Raw genomic sequence first — 16,800 nt, forward strand, 5'->3', positions numbered from 1 at the left:
TAAGGGACTTGCGATTTAATGAAGTACCAAATATAAAACCAGAATCGGTAGACGGCAAAGCCGCCCAACCGATTCTGGTAAATCTGGATTGGTATCTTATTTTTTCGCAAGTTCCTTAATGGAAGTGTCCCGATTGGCGTGACACTTCCATTAAGACTTTCCATTATTCCTTGGGTTTGCCCCCAATATCTCCATCCCCATCAATATCGCGACCAGTGACAGTTTCCAAGGCATCGATCGCTTTTCCAGCGGAATCTTTGGCAACCGCCCCAACATCGGTATTTAGGACATCAGTAACTTTTTTCAAATTCTCTTCGCCCACAACTCCTTCAACCTTATCCTTAATTCCTTCAGCGACTTCTCCAGCCTTTTGCTGTAGACCGCTTACAAATCCACCAAATCCTGATTTTTGTTCTTCACTCATTTTGGGTAATCCTCAAGATTTTAGGTTGATTTATAGTTAAGTAGTTCGGCATAATTAAAAACCAAAACCAGAGAGGGTACTGCCCGATGTGCGGACAGTATCTTCTTCCAGATTTTAGGTTTACTTATGCTTAGCTACTTAACAGTATAGTCTGAGAGTCTTGGGCAATGATGTTCTCGACAATACTTTAAAGCATGGATTTTTCGGTAGTCCGAAGAAAAAAGGATTGAAATGGGTAAGGATGGGCGGCGCAAAGCGCCGCCCATCCTTACCCATTTCTTAGAGCTTTGAGAAAGGGTTTGCTACACAAACCCTTTCTCAAAGCCCAAAAGTAAAAGCCTTGCTATGCAAGGCTTTTACTTTTAGATTCTAAAATTTGCCAGCTTAACCCGAACTGACGTTACTTAATATGCTCCCTTGCCAAAGAGAACTAGTCTTAGCGTTTCAATGAGAATTTCCAAATCAAAATTGAGCGTCCAGCGATCGATATAGAACAGATCCAGCTTGGCAACATCATCGATTGTATCCAGTTCCGATCGCCCCGATATTTGCCATAAGCCAGTTATCCCTGGCATTACTAAATGTCTTGTATGATGCCAATTACTAAATCGAGCTACATCGCGTACAGGTAAAGGGCGGGGACCAACGAGGCTCATTTGTCCTAATAGTACGTTAAATAACTGCGGTAGTTCGTCGAGGCTGGTGCAACGCAAAAAATGTCCGATGGGAATAATACGAGGATCCCGTTCGATTTTAAACATAACTCCATCAGAACTCTTGTTAAGATGCTCTAGTTCAGCTTGGCGGCGATCGGCATCCATAAACATGCTGCGAAATTTCCACATCCGAAAGGATTGACCTTGAAGCCCCACCCGATCTTGAGTATAGAATATGCTTCCTTGAGAACTGGCTTTAATAGCGATCGCAATTCCTATAAATACAGGCGATAAAACGATCAACCCGAATAAGGAGGCAATCAGATCAAAACAGCGTTTAAAGATATATTCCCAATTTGCCAATAAATTTGGCTCGATCCGAATCATGGGCATTGATGCAAAAATCTCTGGAGTACCTCGCCGATGCAACAGCATGAGGCTAGAGGGAACCAGTCTTAGTCCTATTCCCGCATTGCGAAGTTGCCAATATAACTGAGAAGCCAGCTGCGTTTCAGGCAATCCTTCCGCAATTACTTCCTTAGCACCAGAGGCGATGATGGCTTGCATGGAGTGCGAGCTATTGGCAAGGGCAGAAGTAAGGACTCCCACAACTTTATAACCCGTTCTTTTTTCAATAACCTTGGTTAAGGAGGATATCCGATCGCTTGGAGCGACGATAAACACAGGGGTATGGGTTCTGGCAATTGGGAATTGATCGATAAGTATGGTTAGGAGCAGTCGCAAACCAATAATCATGAGTACGCTACCGATCCAAGCAGGAAGAAAAAGCGATCGGGGTGCATCGACCGTAGGGTTATAAAAATAGCTGATGACTAACGATGATAGATATACGCTACTTATAAACTGTCCCTGCTTAACATAGTTACGCCATTGGGACTCCCCCCGATAAAAGTTGTGATAGGCAAATCCCGCCACGATCGCCACCGCAAAAGCCCAAAACAACCCAGTTAGACCTGCGAACTCGCCCCAATTTAGTTCGGGTGGGAGTGGAGAAAAGCCTTGATTTAAACTTAATGAACCCTTCCAAGCGATACCTAATCCCAAAATATCGCTAGCAATCAGTAATATCGTTCGCATCCAGTTAAATTCAAAGCCAGACCATGGCTGGATTTGATGACATGCCCGAATATCATACTTTTTGACATGCTTATCGGTCGATTGGCGATCGCTACTCACTCTCATGATCCTCTTCTGCTCTTAACCTGATTTTTCATCGCAAATTTGCTTAGTTAAGTCCCTGTTGGTTATCTTGCCCAAATTTGAGCTATAGCTGTCGCTATGCGGACAAATCAAAAAACCCGAAAAAATGAGTGGCGGCGCTTCGCGCCGCCACTCATTTTTTCGGGTTTATAGCTGTCGCCAATTGTACTAGGCGTAAACCCCCAAGAATTAATTGGCGGCGCTTCGCGCCGCCAATTAATTCTTGGGGGTTTACGCCTAGCTACTTACTTAAAAGTCGCTGCAAATGTTGCTTGGCAAACAAAAAAACAAAGCAGGGGTTATTAATTAAGTATCTTTGCCATAGCCGCTTTGGCTCCTGCACAAAGCGATATAGCCATTCCAAGCCGATCGCCATCATCCATCGAGGTGCTTGTGAAACCTGTCCGCTATGGAAATCAAAGGCAGCACCGACCCCAACCATTACCATTGACAGTTTCGACTGGGCATAACTCATCCACAACTCTTGCTTAGGACAACCAAGGGCAACAAACAAAACTTTTGCCCCAGATTGAGCAATCAATTTGATATCTTCATCCAACTGGGATTCAAAGGCAGGGTTATGCAGATCTAGATAGGGAGGAGCATGTTTACCTGCGATCGCTAAATCGGGAAATCGCGACCTTAAGTTCTGCTCTAGTTTGTCTAGGGTTACCGCCGTTGCCCCAAATAGATAGATTGGCAGATTTTCCCGCGCCGCACGATCGCATAGGGCAAGCATTAGATCGGGACCATAGACTCTTTGCTGATTTCCGATTCCCAGCGATCGTAATCCCCATACCAATGGCATCCCATCTGGTGTAACGACCTCAGCATTTGCCAATACCTGACAATAGCTTTTGTCCCAATAGGCACTCATTACTACATGGACATTTGCCGCCACGATATAACAGGATTTATGATCTTGGACGAGGGTGGTAAGGCGATCGCAAATCTCGGAATAGCTAGTTGCGTCAATTCCAACATTCACAATAGGTATTCGCTGGCTCATATAGAAATTATGCCCTCAAGCAAACTCTGACCGCTCAACCCACGCATATCGATAGCTGATCGAAGTCGAAGCATCTCACCACTCATCGCATACCAAGTTATAGCTGTCGCCAATTGTACATAAACCCCAAGAATTGACTGGCGGCGCTTCGCGCCACCAGTCAATTCTTGGGGTTTGATTTGTCCTAAGTCAAGTGACTGTAGCTATAAAAAATAGCTACGCTATTTCTTAGCTTGGTATGAGATGGGTAGAAGCGATTATTGGGTAGACTATATGTTAATATCGCTAAGGCAAAAAATACGGCTTTGGAGTTTTGATTCGCTCGATGAATACAGAAATTGCAGAAGATTTATTCACTCAGGGTATAGAACGCTACAAACAGGGTGAATCTGCGGCGGAATTAATTCCTGTGTTTGAAAAAGTTTGCGATCGCCAACCTAAAGTTGCTAGCGGTTGGATCTGCCTATCTTGGCTTTATTTGCTCGATAATAATGCAAAGCTTGCGCTTAAGTCCGCTCAAAAGGCAGTTAAAATAGCGCCCGAAGATCCTCAGGGTCGCATTAACTTGGCGATCGCTATGCTAGAACTCTCTCAAAAGGGGGTGCGTGAGCAGGTAGAAGCCGCTCAAAACTGGCTCATGATTTTGAAGGATATTAAGCCCGAAATTGTTGAGAATTTTGAAGAAGGATTACGTCGTCGTCCCGACTGGAAAGCCCTTGAAAAGGTTAGGGATTGGGTACTAAGCTAAAATTAAAACGATTAGAAATCGTGTAATAATACCCATTATCAATATTTGTTAACAAGTATCGGATAAATCCAACAAATAACTTCATTAAAGATCATATAACTTTATAACTAACATCGGTTTGTCATCAAAACTTAACAGAGGTTTTTTGTCAAGAGTGTTAGGCTACCTAAATATAAATTACTGAAACTGCTAATTTTTAATTGCAGCTAAGGATAAATTTTTTATTTAGAAGGATGTTAAACAAAATGATCTTAGAAAATGTCAGAGTAAAGCCCGATACCCGTAACCACAAAGGCTTTTTTGTCCTTGAAGCTTCTTACAAATTGGTCAATATTGACGGAAATGGATGGGCATTGATCTGCTTGGATGACTATGCCTGTCATTACGTCGATCCAGACGACCTTAAGTTACCCAGAGGCTGGAAAAAGACAGTCAATAACGCAGTTATGGATGCCTAGCGATGGTCTTTGTGGGGTTTCCTCCATGCTTGATGATGAAAGTCTATTAAAAAAATCCAATTCGCAATAAAAAAGAGCAAACCTAAGTTTGCTCTTTTTTATTGCAAGATTAAATCCCAAAAGATGAATGGTGGTGCTTCGCACCACCATTCATCTTTTGGGATTTAAGATACAGCAATTACCGATCAAACCCAAACTAAGAAAAACTTTGAAAAGCGTTGCTTTGCAACGCTTTTCAAAGTTTTTCTTGCGGTTCGTTTGATCGGTAATTGCTGTAAATCAACAAAAAACCAGAAGTGAGATGTCACTTCTGGAAGATGTAATAAATAACCTCAACCGTTAATATCTAAATAAATAAAATCCCCATTTGTTTAGTTACATGAGTAACCATGAAAATTTTAAACATATTTGACTAAACTACAAATCAAATATATTTATACTCATAACTATATTGATATTTACTTTTCAGCAATTTACGAATAAATAAGTGTGAATTTCTATAATCTATGGTGATAAACACAGCTTTCTCTAGAAATAGGTACTTATTAATGTAAAGTGCTGAAAAAGCGATACCAACGAAAAATTTAAAGTTTACCTTGATGGATAGCCAAAAAACTATCGGCATCCTGCAAGGGCTACTTCTCTTTCTTCAGGTGGCTTCAGACTGGGAAACAAGAAGTGATTTTCTTCAACATACTGTGCTCCGAATAGTCCTTTTTCTGCCCAGAAGTATCGATCCGTTGTGTGCTCGTTCCGTCTTACAAGCAACAATGCTGGGGGAAGAATGCCATGTGTATGAATGTACTTACGTGCAGCCGTTACTGGCTTATCTTCTCCGCTATCGATACTAAATTGAGGAATATGTTCTAGGATTTTGCGCCCTTCTTGGCGACGTCTACTCTTCCGCTTACGTCTCCTTGCCAAATCAATACCTCCTAATTTAGACCCTGAAATGCGATCGGGATTACAAAACATTGATATTATAGCTAGGGTCAATAAGAAATTTCAACTTTTCTTTACAAATTTTTGTCACTGGTCATTTCCTGTGCCTTAGGTTGATACCAAGCCAAAATCTAGAAGTTAGGTTTGGTAATCATTACATCCCTATGTGTTACTCCAGCGATCGCTGTATCGACAACTACATCAATTTGCGGCAAAGTGGTTTAAGGCTTCGGCAAAGTCTCTAACACCCCGAAATTGTCGGTATACCGAAGCAAATCTCACGTAGGCAACTTCGCTGACATCCTGTAAATATCGTAAAACCATCTCCCCGATTTCAACGCTTGAGACTTGATGGCGATCGCGTCCTTGAAGTTGGGCTTCGATTTCATCAATAATTGATTCCAGAGCCGTTTGCGATACCCCCGTTTTCTCACAGGCTCTGATCATGCCGCGCAGCAACTTCGAGCGATCGAAGGATTCGCTCGCCCCGTCCCGTTTTAAGACTGTGATGGGGACAAATTCAATCCGTTCGTAGGTGGTAAACCGACGCTGACAGTTTAGACATTCTCGCCTGCGTCGGATACTACAGCCTGCCTCTGCCGAACGAGATTCTAAAACACGGCTATCAGTATGCTGACAAAACGGGCAAAGCATGACATATCTCAACTATGGTGTATAGGGATCGGATGGTATAGCTATATTCACTTAAGTCAGGACATCAAACCCAATAGAGAGTTGCGGCGCAAAGCGCCGCAACTCTCTATTGGGTTTGATTTTTGTCCTAACATTACTGACTATAGCTATAAGTGGCTAAGGCTATAAACAATGTGTTTTGACAGAAATAAATCATAAAATTAGATGTATTTTTTCGTGTAAGGTAGTGATTTATGCAAGAATTCGTAAGTCAATTATTAAAGGTCGAATTCTATGCTGTTGGTATATCTAACCCTGCTAGCTCCTATGTTTGTCATAGACCATATCGGCATTAACGCTCAACCACTAGTTAAAGCGCAAGGTCAGGAAGTCACTTTTTTTAACGAGATGTCTAAGGCGCTTCAACCAGCGAAGGTATGTTTGCCAGTTCCAGAAGATACTCCTCTTCCCGAACCTAAGTCTAGCCATGAGACGCAGATCGTGCGTTCAAAAAGTCTGGGCAACGTCAGAGTAGAAACTTCTTTTATAAATTATGAGCAGAACTTTCGTGCGATGCAGATGAGTTCTGAAATGCACTTTCGGATTTATCGCAATGAAAAATTACTATATGAGGAGAAAACCGATCAAAGATTATTTAACTCTAATAACGTTAGCCAAGTTTTTTATAAAATTCCTTTCTCCATAGTCTATTCAAATAAAGACAATGAGCCTGAAGTAATCATGCCAACTAGAGAAGATAATCACTCGGGTCTTTCCAAAGATGTCTTCAAATATGATGAAGGATGCCAAGCTTATACTTTAGTTAAAAGTCAGCCTAGTTATCACGATTCAATATCTCAAAAACTTGATTATGATGTCGTGGAAACTAAAAGCTATGGAAATTTAACAATAAAAGTAATTTACCAGCATCCTGAAGGCATTTATGGCACGTATGTAATTTCTAAACCCCGTTTGCAATTCATTCAATGGGGGGAAATATTATTGGATGAGATATTTGAGAAAAGCGGTATCAATGGATATATTGAGGGATATAGTGGGGTTGATGTTGGGATCGAGTTTTTTGATTTAGAAGGCAGTGGCGATGTTAATACTGTAATTTCTTTTCATCGTGGTGGCTTAGCTTGCTGTGATTACTGGCAGACCTATTATTTTAATAATGAAAAGCAAATATTTGACAAATACAGTTTTAAGCGTAGTCGTGAAGAAACTTTTGATATTCGAGATTTAGATGGAGATGGAAGTGCAGAGATTGTGAGGAGTGGGTTAGTTTTTAAATCTTACGATGGAAGAGAAAGATCCATTTTAATCCAAAAACTTTCTAACGGCAAAATTATCGATGTAACCAGACAATTTCCAAAAACAATTCGAGAAAACAATGGTGAGGCTTTGGAAAGTATACACTTTATTTTAGGAAAAGTAGAACGGATACGACGGAATCCGAATCCTCCCCAAAACCTTCAAGAAAGAATTGAACTAAATTTTTACTACGCTGGTGACTTCAAAGAGTTGCTCCAAGGTCTATTGGCAGTATATCTTGCTAATAGTTACATGTTGGGAGAAGGAGAAAAAGCATGGGAATTTGTCGATCGCACTTATCGAGAAGCCGATCGTTTAGTGTTTTTTTATCGGTTATCTATGTATTTAAGCGCTGGTGGCTATGCTGACTAATTGCCCCTAGCTGATAAGTAATGGAGTGCCGTGCAGAGCACGGCACTTCATTACTTATCAAAGATTCTCGATCGCCAGTGGTTCGATATCATCGGCAGGAGCAAAACCAAAAATCTGTGCGTAGAAATAGAACTCACCATCGAGGGCGCGTTTGATATTTTCGGCTTTGCGGAAGCCATGCTGTTCGCCTTCAAAGGGAACGTAAGCAACGGGCAAACCCTTTTGACGTAGAGCATCCACCATCATTTCCGCTTGATTGGGCGGTACGACCTTATCCTCTAAACCTTGAAAAAAGGCGATCGCGCAGGAAAGTTTTTCGGTGAAATGAATTGGCGATCGCTGAATGTAAATTTCTTTCTGTTCAGGATATTTACCAATTAGACTATCGAGATAGCGTGACTCAAATTTATGGGTATCCGTAGCAAGAGCTTCGAGATCGCAAATTCCGTAATGGCTCGCCCCCGCTTTAAAGTCATCACGAAAGGTCAGAGCGCAGAGGGTCGTATAACCGCCAGCACTTCCTCCCGAAATCGCAAGGCGATCGCCATCTACTAAACCCTTGTCGGCAAGAAATTTCGCTCCATTGGCACAGTCATCCACATCGACGATGCCCCAATTACCCTTAAGGCGATCGCGATATTCGCGTCCATAGCCAGTGCTGCCACCATAGTTCACATCCAGTACGGCAAAGCCCCGACTTGTCCAGTATTGAATGCCTAGACTGAGACTTCCTGAAGTAGAAGCTGTGGGGCCGCCATGAATTTTGACCAATAGAGGGGGCTTTTCGGAAGCCTCGGCTTGGAAGTCCTTATTCTTAGGAGGATAGAATAGCCCGTAGGCTGTTTTGCCATTTTCGGTGGGAAACTCGATGGGCTGAGCGGCGGAAATATAGAGGGGATCGATCTGCAAATCTGACGCGACCCGTATCTTTTGCCAACTTCCCGTCGTCAGATTGAGTAAAACTATTGCTGTCGGTTCCGTTGGCGAACCACCGTGAAAAACCGCGCGATCGCCTTCACAACGCAGTCCAGAAATTGACGTAAAGGGTAAATCAATTTCTTGTAAACCCCGATCGAGATGCAAGGGATCGAGAATTGCTAAAAGGGATTTACCCTGCTGGGTATAGGAACAAAGAATCTTACCATCACCCGTAAAGCCATAGGTCGACATTCCGAACACCCACTGCGGCAAACCAAATTCAGCTTCCATCAAACATAGGGGTTGAATTGTCATATCTTCTACAGAAGTACGATAGAGATTCCACCAACCCGTGCGATCGCTAACAAAGTAGAGATTGCCATCGGGTGACCATTCGGGCTGGAAAATCGATTCATCCTTACCACCAGCTACCAGTTGAGGATTTTGGATGGTGAGAACTCCTGTATTTGATTCCACTAGATCGGCTAGCCAGAGTTCCGTTCCATCCCAAGGCATATTTGGATGCTGCCAACTAATCCATGCGAGTTTGTCCCCTGTGGAATTGAGTCGTGGCGAAGCATAAAAATCTGCCCCCGATACTAATACTTGAATATCTTCACCATTGGCTGTATTTACCGCCACTAAGGTATTAATCGGTTCGCCAGTTTCCGTACTATCTTCGCGCACACAGATCAATTTGCCATAGATGCGATTCCAAACAAAATCTGCATAGCGATAAGTTCCTTCCACGGTTAAGGGTTTGGGTGTTCCCTCACCAATTTTGCGATAGATGCAGCGATCGCTAAAATTAGAAAAGTAAATCCTTCCGTCCTTTACCAGATATTCGCCGCCGCCATACTCGTGAACTAGCGATCGCACATTGAGCGGAGCAGAGGTCATCTCGCTGTAATCACCGTCATAGCGCACGATCGCATTTCTTCCCCCTTCGGTTGGTCTACCTTCATTCCAATAAACATTACCCCCATCAATGGCGATCGCGCCGAGCCGAATACTACTAGAAACGATCGAGTCAGAACTAATAGGTGATTTCCAAGAACCGTAGGGAGCGAGAGTCATAAGTTATTGTAAGGATACAAACTATCTATTCGGATGGCTTTTAAGATTATATAAGTAGTTCGGCATAATTAAAAACCAAAACCATCGAGCAGTAAGCTCGTATGAGTTTTAAGTTTACTTAAGACGAGCTACTCCCTTCCCGCTATAAAATTAGACATTAAAAACCAAGAATTAGCGTTGCGGCGCGAAGCGCCGCAACGTCTAATTTTTCACTGGGAAGGGAGTACTTATTTGGAGGTCTAGATCAATGAATATTCAGAAAATAACTTTTATCGGTATGGCATCGTTAGCAACCTTTGGTTTGGCAGGTTTGGCTTTTGTAACTTCATCCCAAAGCATGGAGAAATCGCTTTTACTGCGAGAAGCCGAGCGGCAACTTGAGACAAAACAAACCTCAACCTACCAACATATTACCGATGTGGATGAGGCTAGTGGACGCTTTAACTACGACTGTTCAGGCTTCTTAGACTACTCACTGCAAAGGGTATTGCCAGAAGCCTATGCCGAATTACCCGTCTCTAAGTCAAAAGTTCATCGTCCCCTTGCCCAAGACTTTTACGCATTATTTGCTAGTAAAGCCCAAGAAACTAAACACTGGGAAAGAATTAGTAAAGCTAGCGATCTACACGGTGGCGATATTGTTGCTTGGTTGCGCCCCCAAGACCTTGACAGTCACAATACAGGTCATGTGATGCTCGTTCGAGCCAAACCAAGCCCCAACCCCGATCGCCCCAATGAAATCCTGATTCCAGTAATTGACTCGACTAGCGCACCCCACGCAAAGGATAGTCGCCGCAAAGGGCAAACGGGCTTGGGAACTGGAACGATTGGCGTGGTTCAAAATGCTGAAGGCGAAGCGATCGCCTATTATTGGCGAGGTGGATTGTCAAAACGCGAAGAGATAACCCCGATCGCTTTTGGTAGGTTGCATTAAAGTGTGGTTCACTTCACAGTTGGTATAGCAACGTAAAATTTGCTTAGGACGAATCAAACCCCAAGAACTGATTGGCAGCGCTTAGCGCTGCCAATCAGTTCTTGGGGTTTATGTCCTAAGTTAAGTGACTGTAAATATATAGCTACTCTATAGCTACTCTAAATCATTTGTATATTTTGGGGTTTGTGGAAGCGCACTCCGAAGGGGTGTGCTTCCACAAAACGTTTAGGATTGCTATATAAATCATGAAAAGATTATAAAAGGTTAAGATTCTAGCAAATTTATCCTGAATATTGTGCTACAAGCAAACTGTTATTTAATACAGGAATAGTTAAAAATAGTAATCTCCTGTCTCTTAACACTGCTATCTTTCAGATTAGAATATTAACATTATTCCTCAATTCACCTCCTATGGCTCGAAAATCTAAGACTCTTACGGATACTAATAATAATGAGCTAGGACTTTCCGATCTGCGTGTTCGCCTTAATTTTTTGGAGAAAGAAAACAGTAAGCTTATCAAACAAATTGAGACTAACCGCACTAAGTTAAACGCTCTTAATGACAGTATCAAAGAGGTGGGCATTCAGATTGCGCAACGAGTTGCTCCTTTTCGGCAAAAGATTTTGGAACTGGATGAGCAAATTCATGCTGTTTTTCAAGAAATTCTGACTGGGAGAAAATTGGGCAAGAAATCTCGTAAAGATATTGAGACAGTCTATTATAATTTACAATTGGATGGAGTCATTAGTCCCAAGCATTTGCCCATTGAAGAGGAGCTATTTAAAAATGATGATGACTTTGAAGATGAATTCGATTGGTCTCACTATCGGGGACATTCTAATCAGCAAATTATCGAAGATATTCCGAAACCAGATCGTGATGAGTTGAAAAAAATCCGCCAACTTTTTTTGCGTTTAGCTGATAGTTTTCATCCAGACAAAGTAACTGATGAAGCGGAGAAGGAATATCGTACTGAGATTATGAAAGAGATTAATCTCGCTTATCAAGATGGAGATCTAGCAAGACTTCTGGCAATTGAAAAGGAGCAAGAATTGGGGGCAATTATCGATCGCGATAGCACTGACGATCTGAGTCGCCACTGTGCCAAAGTGGAAGCGGAGAATAGATACCTTAAGGATCAATTAGAAAATTTAAAGCAGCAATTAAAAATCACGAAAAAGACACAGCAGGGAGAAATGACTGCCACTTTCAAAAAGATAACTAAGTATGGCGGCGATCCGATTGGCGAGGCTTTGCGGGAAATCGAGGATCAGATCGCAATTATTGAACAAATGCATCAATTTGTTGTCGATTTTCGCGATCGGCGGATGACGATTAAGGAGTTTTTAAAAGGACCGACATCGATGCAATTACAGCAGATGTCCGAAGAAGAGTTGATGTTAGAGTTTTTGGCGCAATTTCAGTAAGGTTGCAGAGTTTGCAGGATTTTTGGAAGGATTTATATAGCTGTCGCCACTCGCTTGAAGACAAAATCAAGCCCCAAGAAGAGAAGGTTAGCGCGAAGCGCTAACCTTCTCTTCTTAGGTTAATACGGTAACCTAATTTATGGAAATAGAGCCTCCTATGCGCCGACTGCTCTCGCCCTCAAAACCTGTGTATAGAGTTTTTCTATTTGTTTTTTCTCTGTCTGAGATTACCCATAATGATTTGAAAGCTTCTATACTAAAATATTATAGATATTACAGAAAATAATCCCATCCGAGACTCTATGAACAAGAAAAAAGTTATTACTTTTCTCTCCTTAATCGTTGTCACTTTATCCGCGATCGTAGGATGTAGCTTTTTCTCCCCAACAACTGAAACGAATAAACCCTTAGCCAGTCAAGAATCAATCCAACCAGCTAGCAATGCCCAATTAACGGTTTCTGCGGCGGTAAGCCTGAAGGACGTATTGAACGAACTTACACCGTTATATAACCAAGTAAAAACTAATGTATCAGTTCGGACTAACTTTGCAAACGGAGGTAATATACAACAACAAGTCATGAATGGGGCTCCCGTCGATGTTCTCATTCCTGGGGCAGCCAAGCAAATGGATGAATTGCAAAAGAGAGATTTAATCGTTACCGATACCCGACGCGATTTATTAAGCAACCGTATTGTCTTGATTGTGCCATTAGATAAAGGGAATATTAGTGACTTGAAAGACTTAACTAAGGCTGATTTTGAACGAATTGCGATCGGCGATCCCCGTAGCGTTCCTGCAGGTCAATATGCCGAACAAGCTTTGAAGAAGTTAGAACTATTGCCAGATTTGCAATCAAAATTTGTCTTAGCAGGTAACGTGCGTCAAGTGCTTCAATTTGTTGAATCTGGTAACGCACAGGCGGGATTTGTATTTGCCACCGATGCGAAAACCTCTACTAAAGTTAAAGTAGTGCAAGTCATTGATGCAAAACTTCACGAATCAATTGTCTACCCCGTCGCTGTGGTAAGAAAAAGCGCCAATCAATCGATCGCTAAATCTTATCTAGACTTTTTATCCACCGAAACCGCTAAAACTATTTTCGAGAAATATGGATTCAGTAGCCTTTGATTTCTCTCCATTTTGGATATCGCTTAAGGTAGCAACTACTGCTATCTTCTTTACATTTTTATTGGGAATTACGTTAGCCTATAGCCTTCTCGAATATCGGGGCAAGTGGAAAACGTTATTTGATGGCATTTTCCTTGCCCCACTGGTATTACCACCCACAGTTGTGGGTTTTTTGCTACTGCAACTATTTGGTCAGTATGGCTGGGCAGGGAAATTTTTGCAGCTTTTCCATTTCAACATTATTTTTACTTGGTATGCGGGGGTAGTTGCATCAATAGTTGTCACTTTTCCTCTAATGTACAAAACTGCTCAAAGTGCCTTCGAGCAGGTGGATGGAAATTTATTGCGTGCTGCCAAAACTCTTGGTGCTTCTGAATTTAGAGTCTTCTATCAAATAGCTTTACCTCTAGCCTTTCCTGGAATTTTAGCAGGAACTATGCTTTCCTTTGCTAGAGGCTTAGGCGAATTTGGAGCAACCTTGATGCTAGCAGGTAATATTCCTAAGCAAACCACTACAATTCCTATTGCTATTTATGCTGCTGTGGAATCGGGCTCAACTCAGGAAGCTTGGTTATGGACAGCCATAATTTTATCGATGTCTTTTTTCGCGATCGCGATTGCACATTTTTGGTCAAGCAAGAGAGCAAGAGGCAGGGAAAGAGGAAACAGGAAAAAGGAAAAAGGAACAATTTTAATTGCCAAATCTCAATCACCAATTATCAATCACCCATCGCCGATCGCTGATGAAGGCTTATTCATCGATATCTACAAACAATTACCAGAATTTGATTTGCAAATTGCTTTGCACTGTGTCGATCAATCCATTGGTATTTTGGGTGCATCAGGTACGGGGAAAAGTATGCTGCTCAGGTGTATCGCAGGGATGGAGAATCCATCAAGTGGACGGATTGAGATCGATGGCAAGGTCTTATTTGATAGTGCTAAAGCAATTAATTTGCCCAGCCGCGATCGCAATATTGGTTTTCTGTTTCAAAACTATGCGCTTTTCCCACACCTTACGGTTGCCCAAAATATTGCTTTTGGATTACCCAAAGAGCTTCCGAGATCGGAGGTTAGACAAAAAGTTGCGGAGCAATTACAAAGTATTGACCTGCAATCCTTTGGCGATCGCTATCCGCATCAACTCTCAGGAGGGCAGCAGCAGCGCGTTGCCCTTGCTAGGGCTTTGGTCAGTCAACCTGATATCCTTCTGCTAGATGAACCCTTTTCTGCGCTCGATACCCACCTCCGCAACCAAATAGAAAGGGAACTCATCTCAGTTCTTAGCACCTATAAAGGGATTACTCTCTTTGTAACTCACAATATCGATGAGGCTTATCGTATTTGCCAAAACCTGTTGATTTTGGATCGCGGAAAGGTGATGAGTTACGGTGAGAAGTCAACCGTTTTAGAGCATCCCGCCAATGTGGAGACAGCAAGGCTTACGGGGTGTAAAAACTTTTCGCGGATTGAAACTGATGCGATCGCGCCCGATCTCGTCGAAGCTCTAGATTGGGAATGTAAGCTACAGGTTAACTATTCCAATACTAAACCGCTAACTCATATAGGAATTCGCGCTCACGATATCGTTTTTCTTGAGCATGAATCCGAAAATGATTCTCCCAATATACTTCCCTGTTGGTTGGTTCGTACTACGGAAACGCCTCACCGTATGACTTTATACCTCAAGCTAAAGACTCCTCCCAGTCATGATTGGGACTATCATCTGCAAGCGGAAGTATTTAAAGAGAAATGGCTTGTGTTGAAGCAATATTCTCAACCATTTCAAGTCTATCTCGATCCTAATCATTTATTTTTAGTTTAAATCACTAGAGATAATTCCAAAAGCCAAGTGGCGGCGCTTTGCGCCGTCACTTGGCTTTTGGGCATAAATTCGGGATAATTTTAAACGGGTTTTGAGAAAGGGTTTGCTACGTAAATCCGAACTGACGTTCTTTTATTGCTATAGCTTTGCTAATGCTTCTGTAAAGGAAGAATACGCAAGTCAATGTGGTATGAAAAGGTTAAGAATTCTCAATTACTTAGAAATTAGTGATTAGCTTTTTAGTGATTGGCTTTTAGCGATTAGCTTTTGGCTTTTGGTAATTGGTGATTGATTGTGCAAAATAGATTTTTTCTTTTTCTTTTTTTCTTTTTTCTTCTCTGCGCTTTAGCGATCGCACCTTCTGCTTTGGCTAATAACTCTTGTTCTGAAGGGATGGTGTTTATTAATGGTGGGACTTTTCGGATGGGTGCAGATAGCGATCGGTTTCCTGAGGAAAGATCTGCTGATAATGTGAGTGTGAGCAGTTTTTGCATAGATGCGCATGAAGTAACGAATGCTGAGTTTGCTAAATTTGTGAAGGAGACTGGTTACAAGACTGTTGCGGAGATTCCCCTATCAAAAGAAGAATTCCCCGATCTGTCTGAAGAGCAGCGCTTAGCAGGTTCTTTAGTATTTCAACCACCTAAAGAAGATGCCCAGACGGTAGCTTTTCTTGGTTGGTGGACTTGGACTGTGGGGGCTAATTGGCAACATCCTTTTGGGAAAGATAGTTCTATAAAAAATAAAGATAATTATCCCGTCGTGCATATTTCCTATAAAGATGCGGAAGCCTATGCCAAGTGGATTGGCAAATCAATTCCCACGGAAGCACAATGGGAATATGCGGCGCGAGGAGGCTTAGATGGCGCAACCTATGCTTGGGGGGATCAATATTCTGAGAAGAGAGCGAATACTTGGCAGGGAATTTTTCCATTTTTTAATACTAAAGCCGATGGATACAAGGGTTTAGCACCTGTCGGGTCGTTCCCTTCTAATGGTTATGGACTCTATGATATGACTGGTAATGTTTGGGAATGGACTTCTGATTTCTTCGAGGTTGGGCACGATCGCATGGCACACCAACACAATCCGATCACTAGCGATCGCCATAAAAGCTTTGATCCCAAAAAGCCTGATGAGTCGGTGTTACACGTTATTAAGGGTGGTTCCTATCTTTGTGCTCCCAATTATTGCAGTCGCTATCGTCCTGCGGCGCGTGAGTCCGAGTCTCCTGATACGGGAACTACACATATTGGGTTTCGCTTAGTCAAAAATTCCATTTAAAGACGCGAAGACTTTGAGTGATTTAATTGCCACTTTAAGTAATCTTCTACCGTTGGAAAATATTGCATAACTCCATCTAATCCTTCAGGTCTCCCCTTGAGATAACCATCTAAATAAGCAGAGTCATCTTTACGTGGTAAAAGTCCCCCATCTCGATCGCTTTGTCTTTCTTGATAACGAGCTTCTCTGATATTGCCGAACATAATATATCCATCCCCTTTCCAATTCATGAAAAGCTTATTAGATTTGTCTCTATTGTATCCAGTATCACAAAAACTAACAAACAGTCTTAATTGTGAAAACCATAACTAAAAGTGATATAGATAATTCAAATAAAAACTACAGCTTCGACTTCGCTCAGCTAGCTTACACCGAGGGCTGAGCGAAGTCGAAGCCCGTCTACAAGTTATTTAAAACAACTATA

General features: G+C 42.1%; 15 protein-coding genes. 8 read left to right on the forward strand and 7 right to left on the reverse strand.

All coding sequences use genetic code 11. The features are described 5' to 3' along the window. Positions 1-163: 163 nt before the first annotated feature. The 3 genes from AC805_RS20060 to AC805_RS20070 all read right to left on the reverse strand — a co-directional run bounded on the left by AC805_RS20060 (position 164) and on the right by AC805_RS20070 (position 3,310). Positions 164-424 (reverse strand): hypothetical protein, encoded by a 261-nt coding sequence (locus AC805_RS20060; RefSeq protein WP_055077049.1) that lies wholly within the window; start codon positions 422-424, stop codon positions 164-166. A gap of 404 nt (positions 425-828) precedes the next feature. Further along, entirely contained in the window at positions 829-2,283 is a 1,455-nt protein-coding gene (locus AC805_RS20065; RefSeq protein ID WP_055077050.1) for a sugar transferase, read from the reverse strand. 259 nt (positions 2,284-2,542) lie between these two features. Further along, complete coding sequence (locus tag AC805_RS20070) at positions 2,543-3,310, reverse strand: WecB/TagA/CpsF family glycosyltransferase (protein WP_055077051.1); 768 nt, start codon at positions 3,308-3,310, stop codon at positions 2,543-2,545. Positions 3,311-3,635: 325 nt separating this feature from the next. Between AC805_RS20070 and AC805_RS20075 the strand changes: the two genes are divergently transcribed. Both AC805_RS20075 and AC805_RS20080 read left to right on the forward strand, forming a co-directional pair. After that, positions 3,636-4,058, forward strand: a complete 423-nt coding sequence (locus AC805_RS20075; protein ID WP_055077052.1) for a hypothetical protein — start codon at positions 3,636-3,638, stop codon at positions 4,056-4,058. Positions 4,059-4,303: 245 nt separating this feature from the next. Next, positions 4,304-4,516 carry a hypothetical protein gene (locus tag AC805_RS20080; RefSeq protein WP_156341495.1) on the forward strand — a complete coding sequence of 71 codons (213 nt, stop codon included), beginning with the start codon at positions 4,304-4,306 and terminating at the stop codon, positions 4,514-4,516. Between the two features lie 615 nt (positions 4,517-5,131). Here the strand turns inward: AC805_RS20080 and AC805_RS20090 are convergent. Together AC805_RS20090 and nrdR are read right to left on the reverse strand one after the other, a co-directional pair. After that, on the reverse strand, positions 5,132-5,440 hold the full coding sequence (locus AC805_RS20090; protein ID WP_040689531.1) for a DUF3155 domain-containing protein: 309 nt from the start codon (positions 5,438-5,440) through the stop codon (positions 5,132-5,134). A 219-nt stretch (positions 5,441-5,659) separates the two neighbouring features. Beyond that, positions 5,660-6,112, reverse strand: coding sequence for a transcriptional regulator NrdR (nrdR, locus tag AC805_RS20095; protein ID WP_009628890.1), 453 nt, complete (start codon positions 6,110-6,112; stop codon positions 5,660-5,662). Positions 6,113-6,418: 306 nt separating this feature from the next. On the opposite strand from nrdR, the gene AC805_RS20100 reads away from it, so the two are divergent. After that, entirely contained in the window at positions 6,419-7,780 is a 1,362-nt protein-coding gene (locus AC805_RS20100) for a hypothetical protein (RefSeq protein WP_231663861.1), read from the forward strand. A gap of 57 nt (positions 7,781-7,837) precedes the next feature. On the opposite strand, the gene AC805_RS20105 is transcribed toward AC805_RS20100, so the two are convergent. After that, positions 7,838-9,775, reverse strand: coding sequence for a S9 family peptidase (locus AC805_RS20105; protein WP_055077056.1), 1,938 nt, complete (start codon positions 9,773-9,775; stop codon positions 7,838-7,840). Positions 9,776-10,022: 247 nt separating this feature from the next. Here AC805_RS20105 and AC805_RS20110 point away from each other — a divergent pair, with 247 nt between their 5' ends. The 5 genes from AC805_RS20110 to AC805_RS20130 all read left to right on the forward strand — a co-directional run bounded on the left by AC805_RS20110 (position 10,023) and on the right by AC805_RS20130 (position 16,376). Then, complete coding sequence (locus tag AC805_RS20110; RefSeq protein ID WP_055077057.1) at positions 10,023-10,709, forward strand: hypothetical protein; 687 nt, start codon at positions 10,023-10,025, stop codon at positions 10,707-10,709. A 411-nt stretch (positions 10,710-11,120) separates the two neighbouring features. Continuing rightward, a complete protein-coding gene (locus AC805_RS20115) occupies positions 11,121-12,137 on the forward strand; it encodes a J domain-containing protein (protein WP_055077058.1) in 1,017 nt (338 codons plus the stop codon). 302 nt (positions 12,138-12,439) lie between these two features. Next, positions 12,440-13,267: a molybdate ABC transporter substrate-binding protein gene (gene modA, locus AC805_RS20120; protein ID WP_055077059.1), complete on the forward strand. Its 828-nt coding sequence runs from the start codon at positions 12,440-12,442 to the stop codon at positions 13,265-13,267. Continuing rightward, a complete protein-coding gene (gene modB, locus AC805_RS20125; RefSeq protein ID WP_055077060.1) occupies positions 13,248-15,092 on the forward strand; it encodes a molybdate ABC transporter permease subunit in 1,845 nt (614 codons plus the stop codon). Before modA ends, modB begins: the two co-directional genes overlap by 20 nt. Positions 15,093-15,386: 294 nt before the next feature. Next, positions 15,387-16,376: a formylglycine-generating enzyme family protein gene (locus AC805_RS20130; RefSeq protein ID WP_055077061.1), complete on the forward strand. Its 990-nt coding sequence runs from the start codon at positions 15,387-15,389 to the stop codon at positions 16,374-16,376. Here the strand turns inward: AC805_RS20130 and AC805_RS20135 are convergent. Continuing rightward, a complete protein-coding gene (locus AC805_RS20135; RefSeq protein WP_231663870.1) occupies positions 16,373-16,606 on the reverse strand; it encodes a hypothetical protein in 234 nt (77 codons plus the stop codon). The genes AC805_RS20130 and AC805_RS20135 overlap by 4 nt on opposite strands. Between the last annotated feature and the right edge of the window lie 194 nt (positions 16,607-16,800).

The organism is Pseudanabaena sp. 'Roaring Creek' (assembly GCF_001402795.1).
Classification (GTDB): domain Bacteria; phylum Cyanobacteriota; class Cyanobacteriia; order Pseudanabaenales; family Pseudanabaenaceae; genus Pseudanabaena.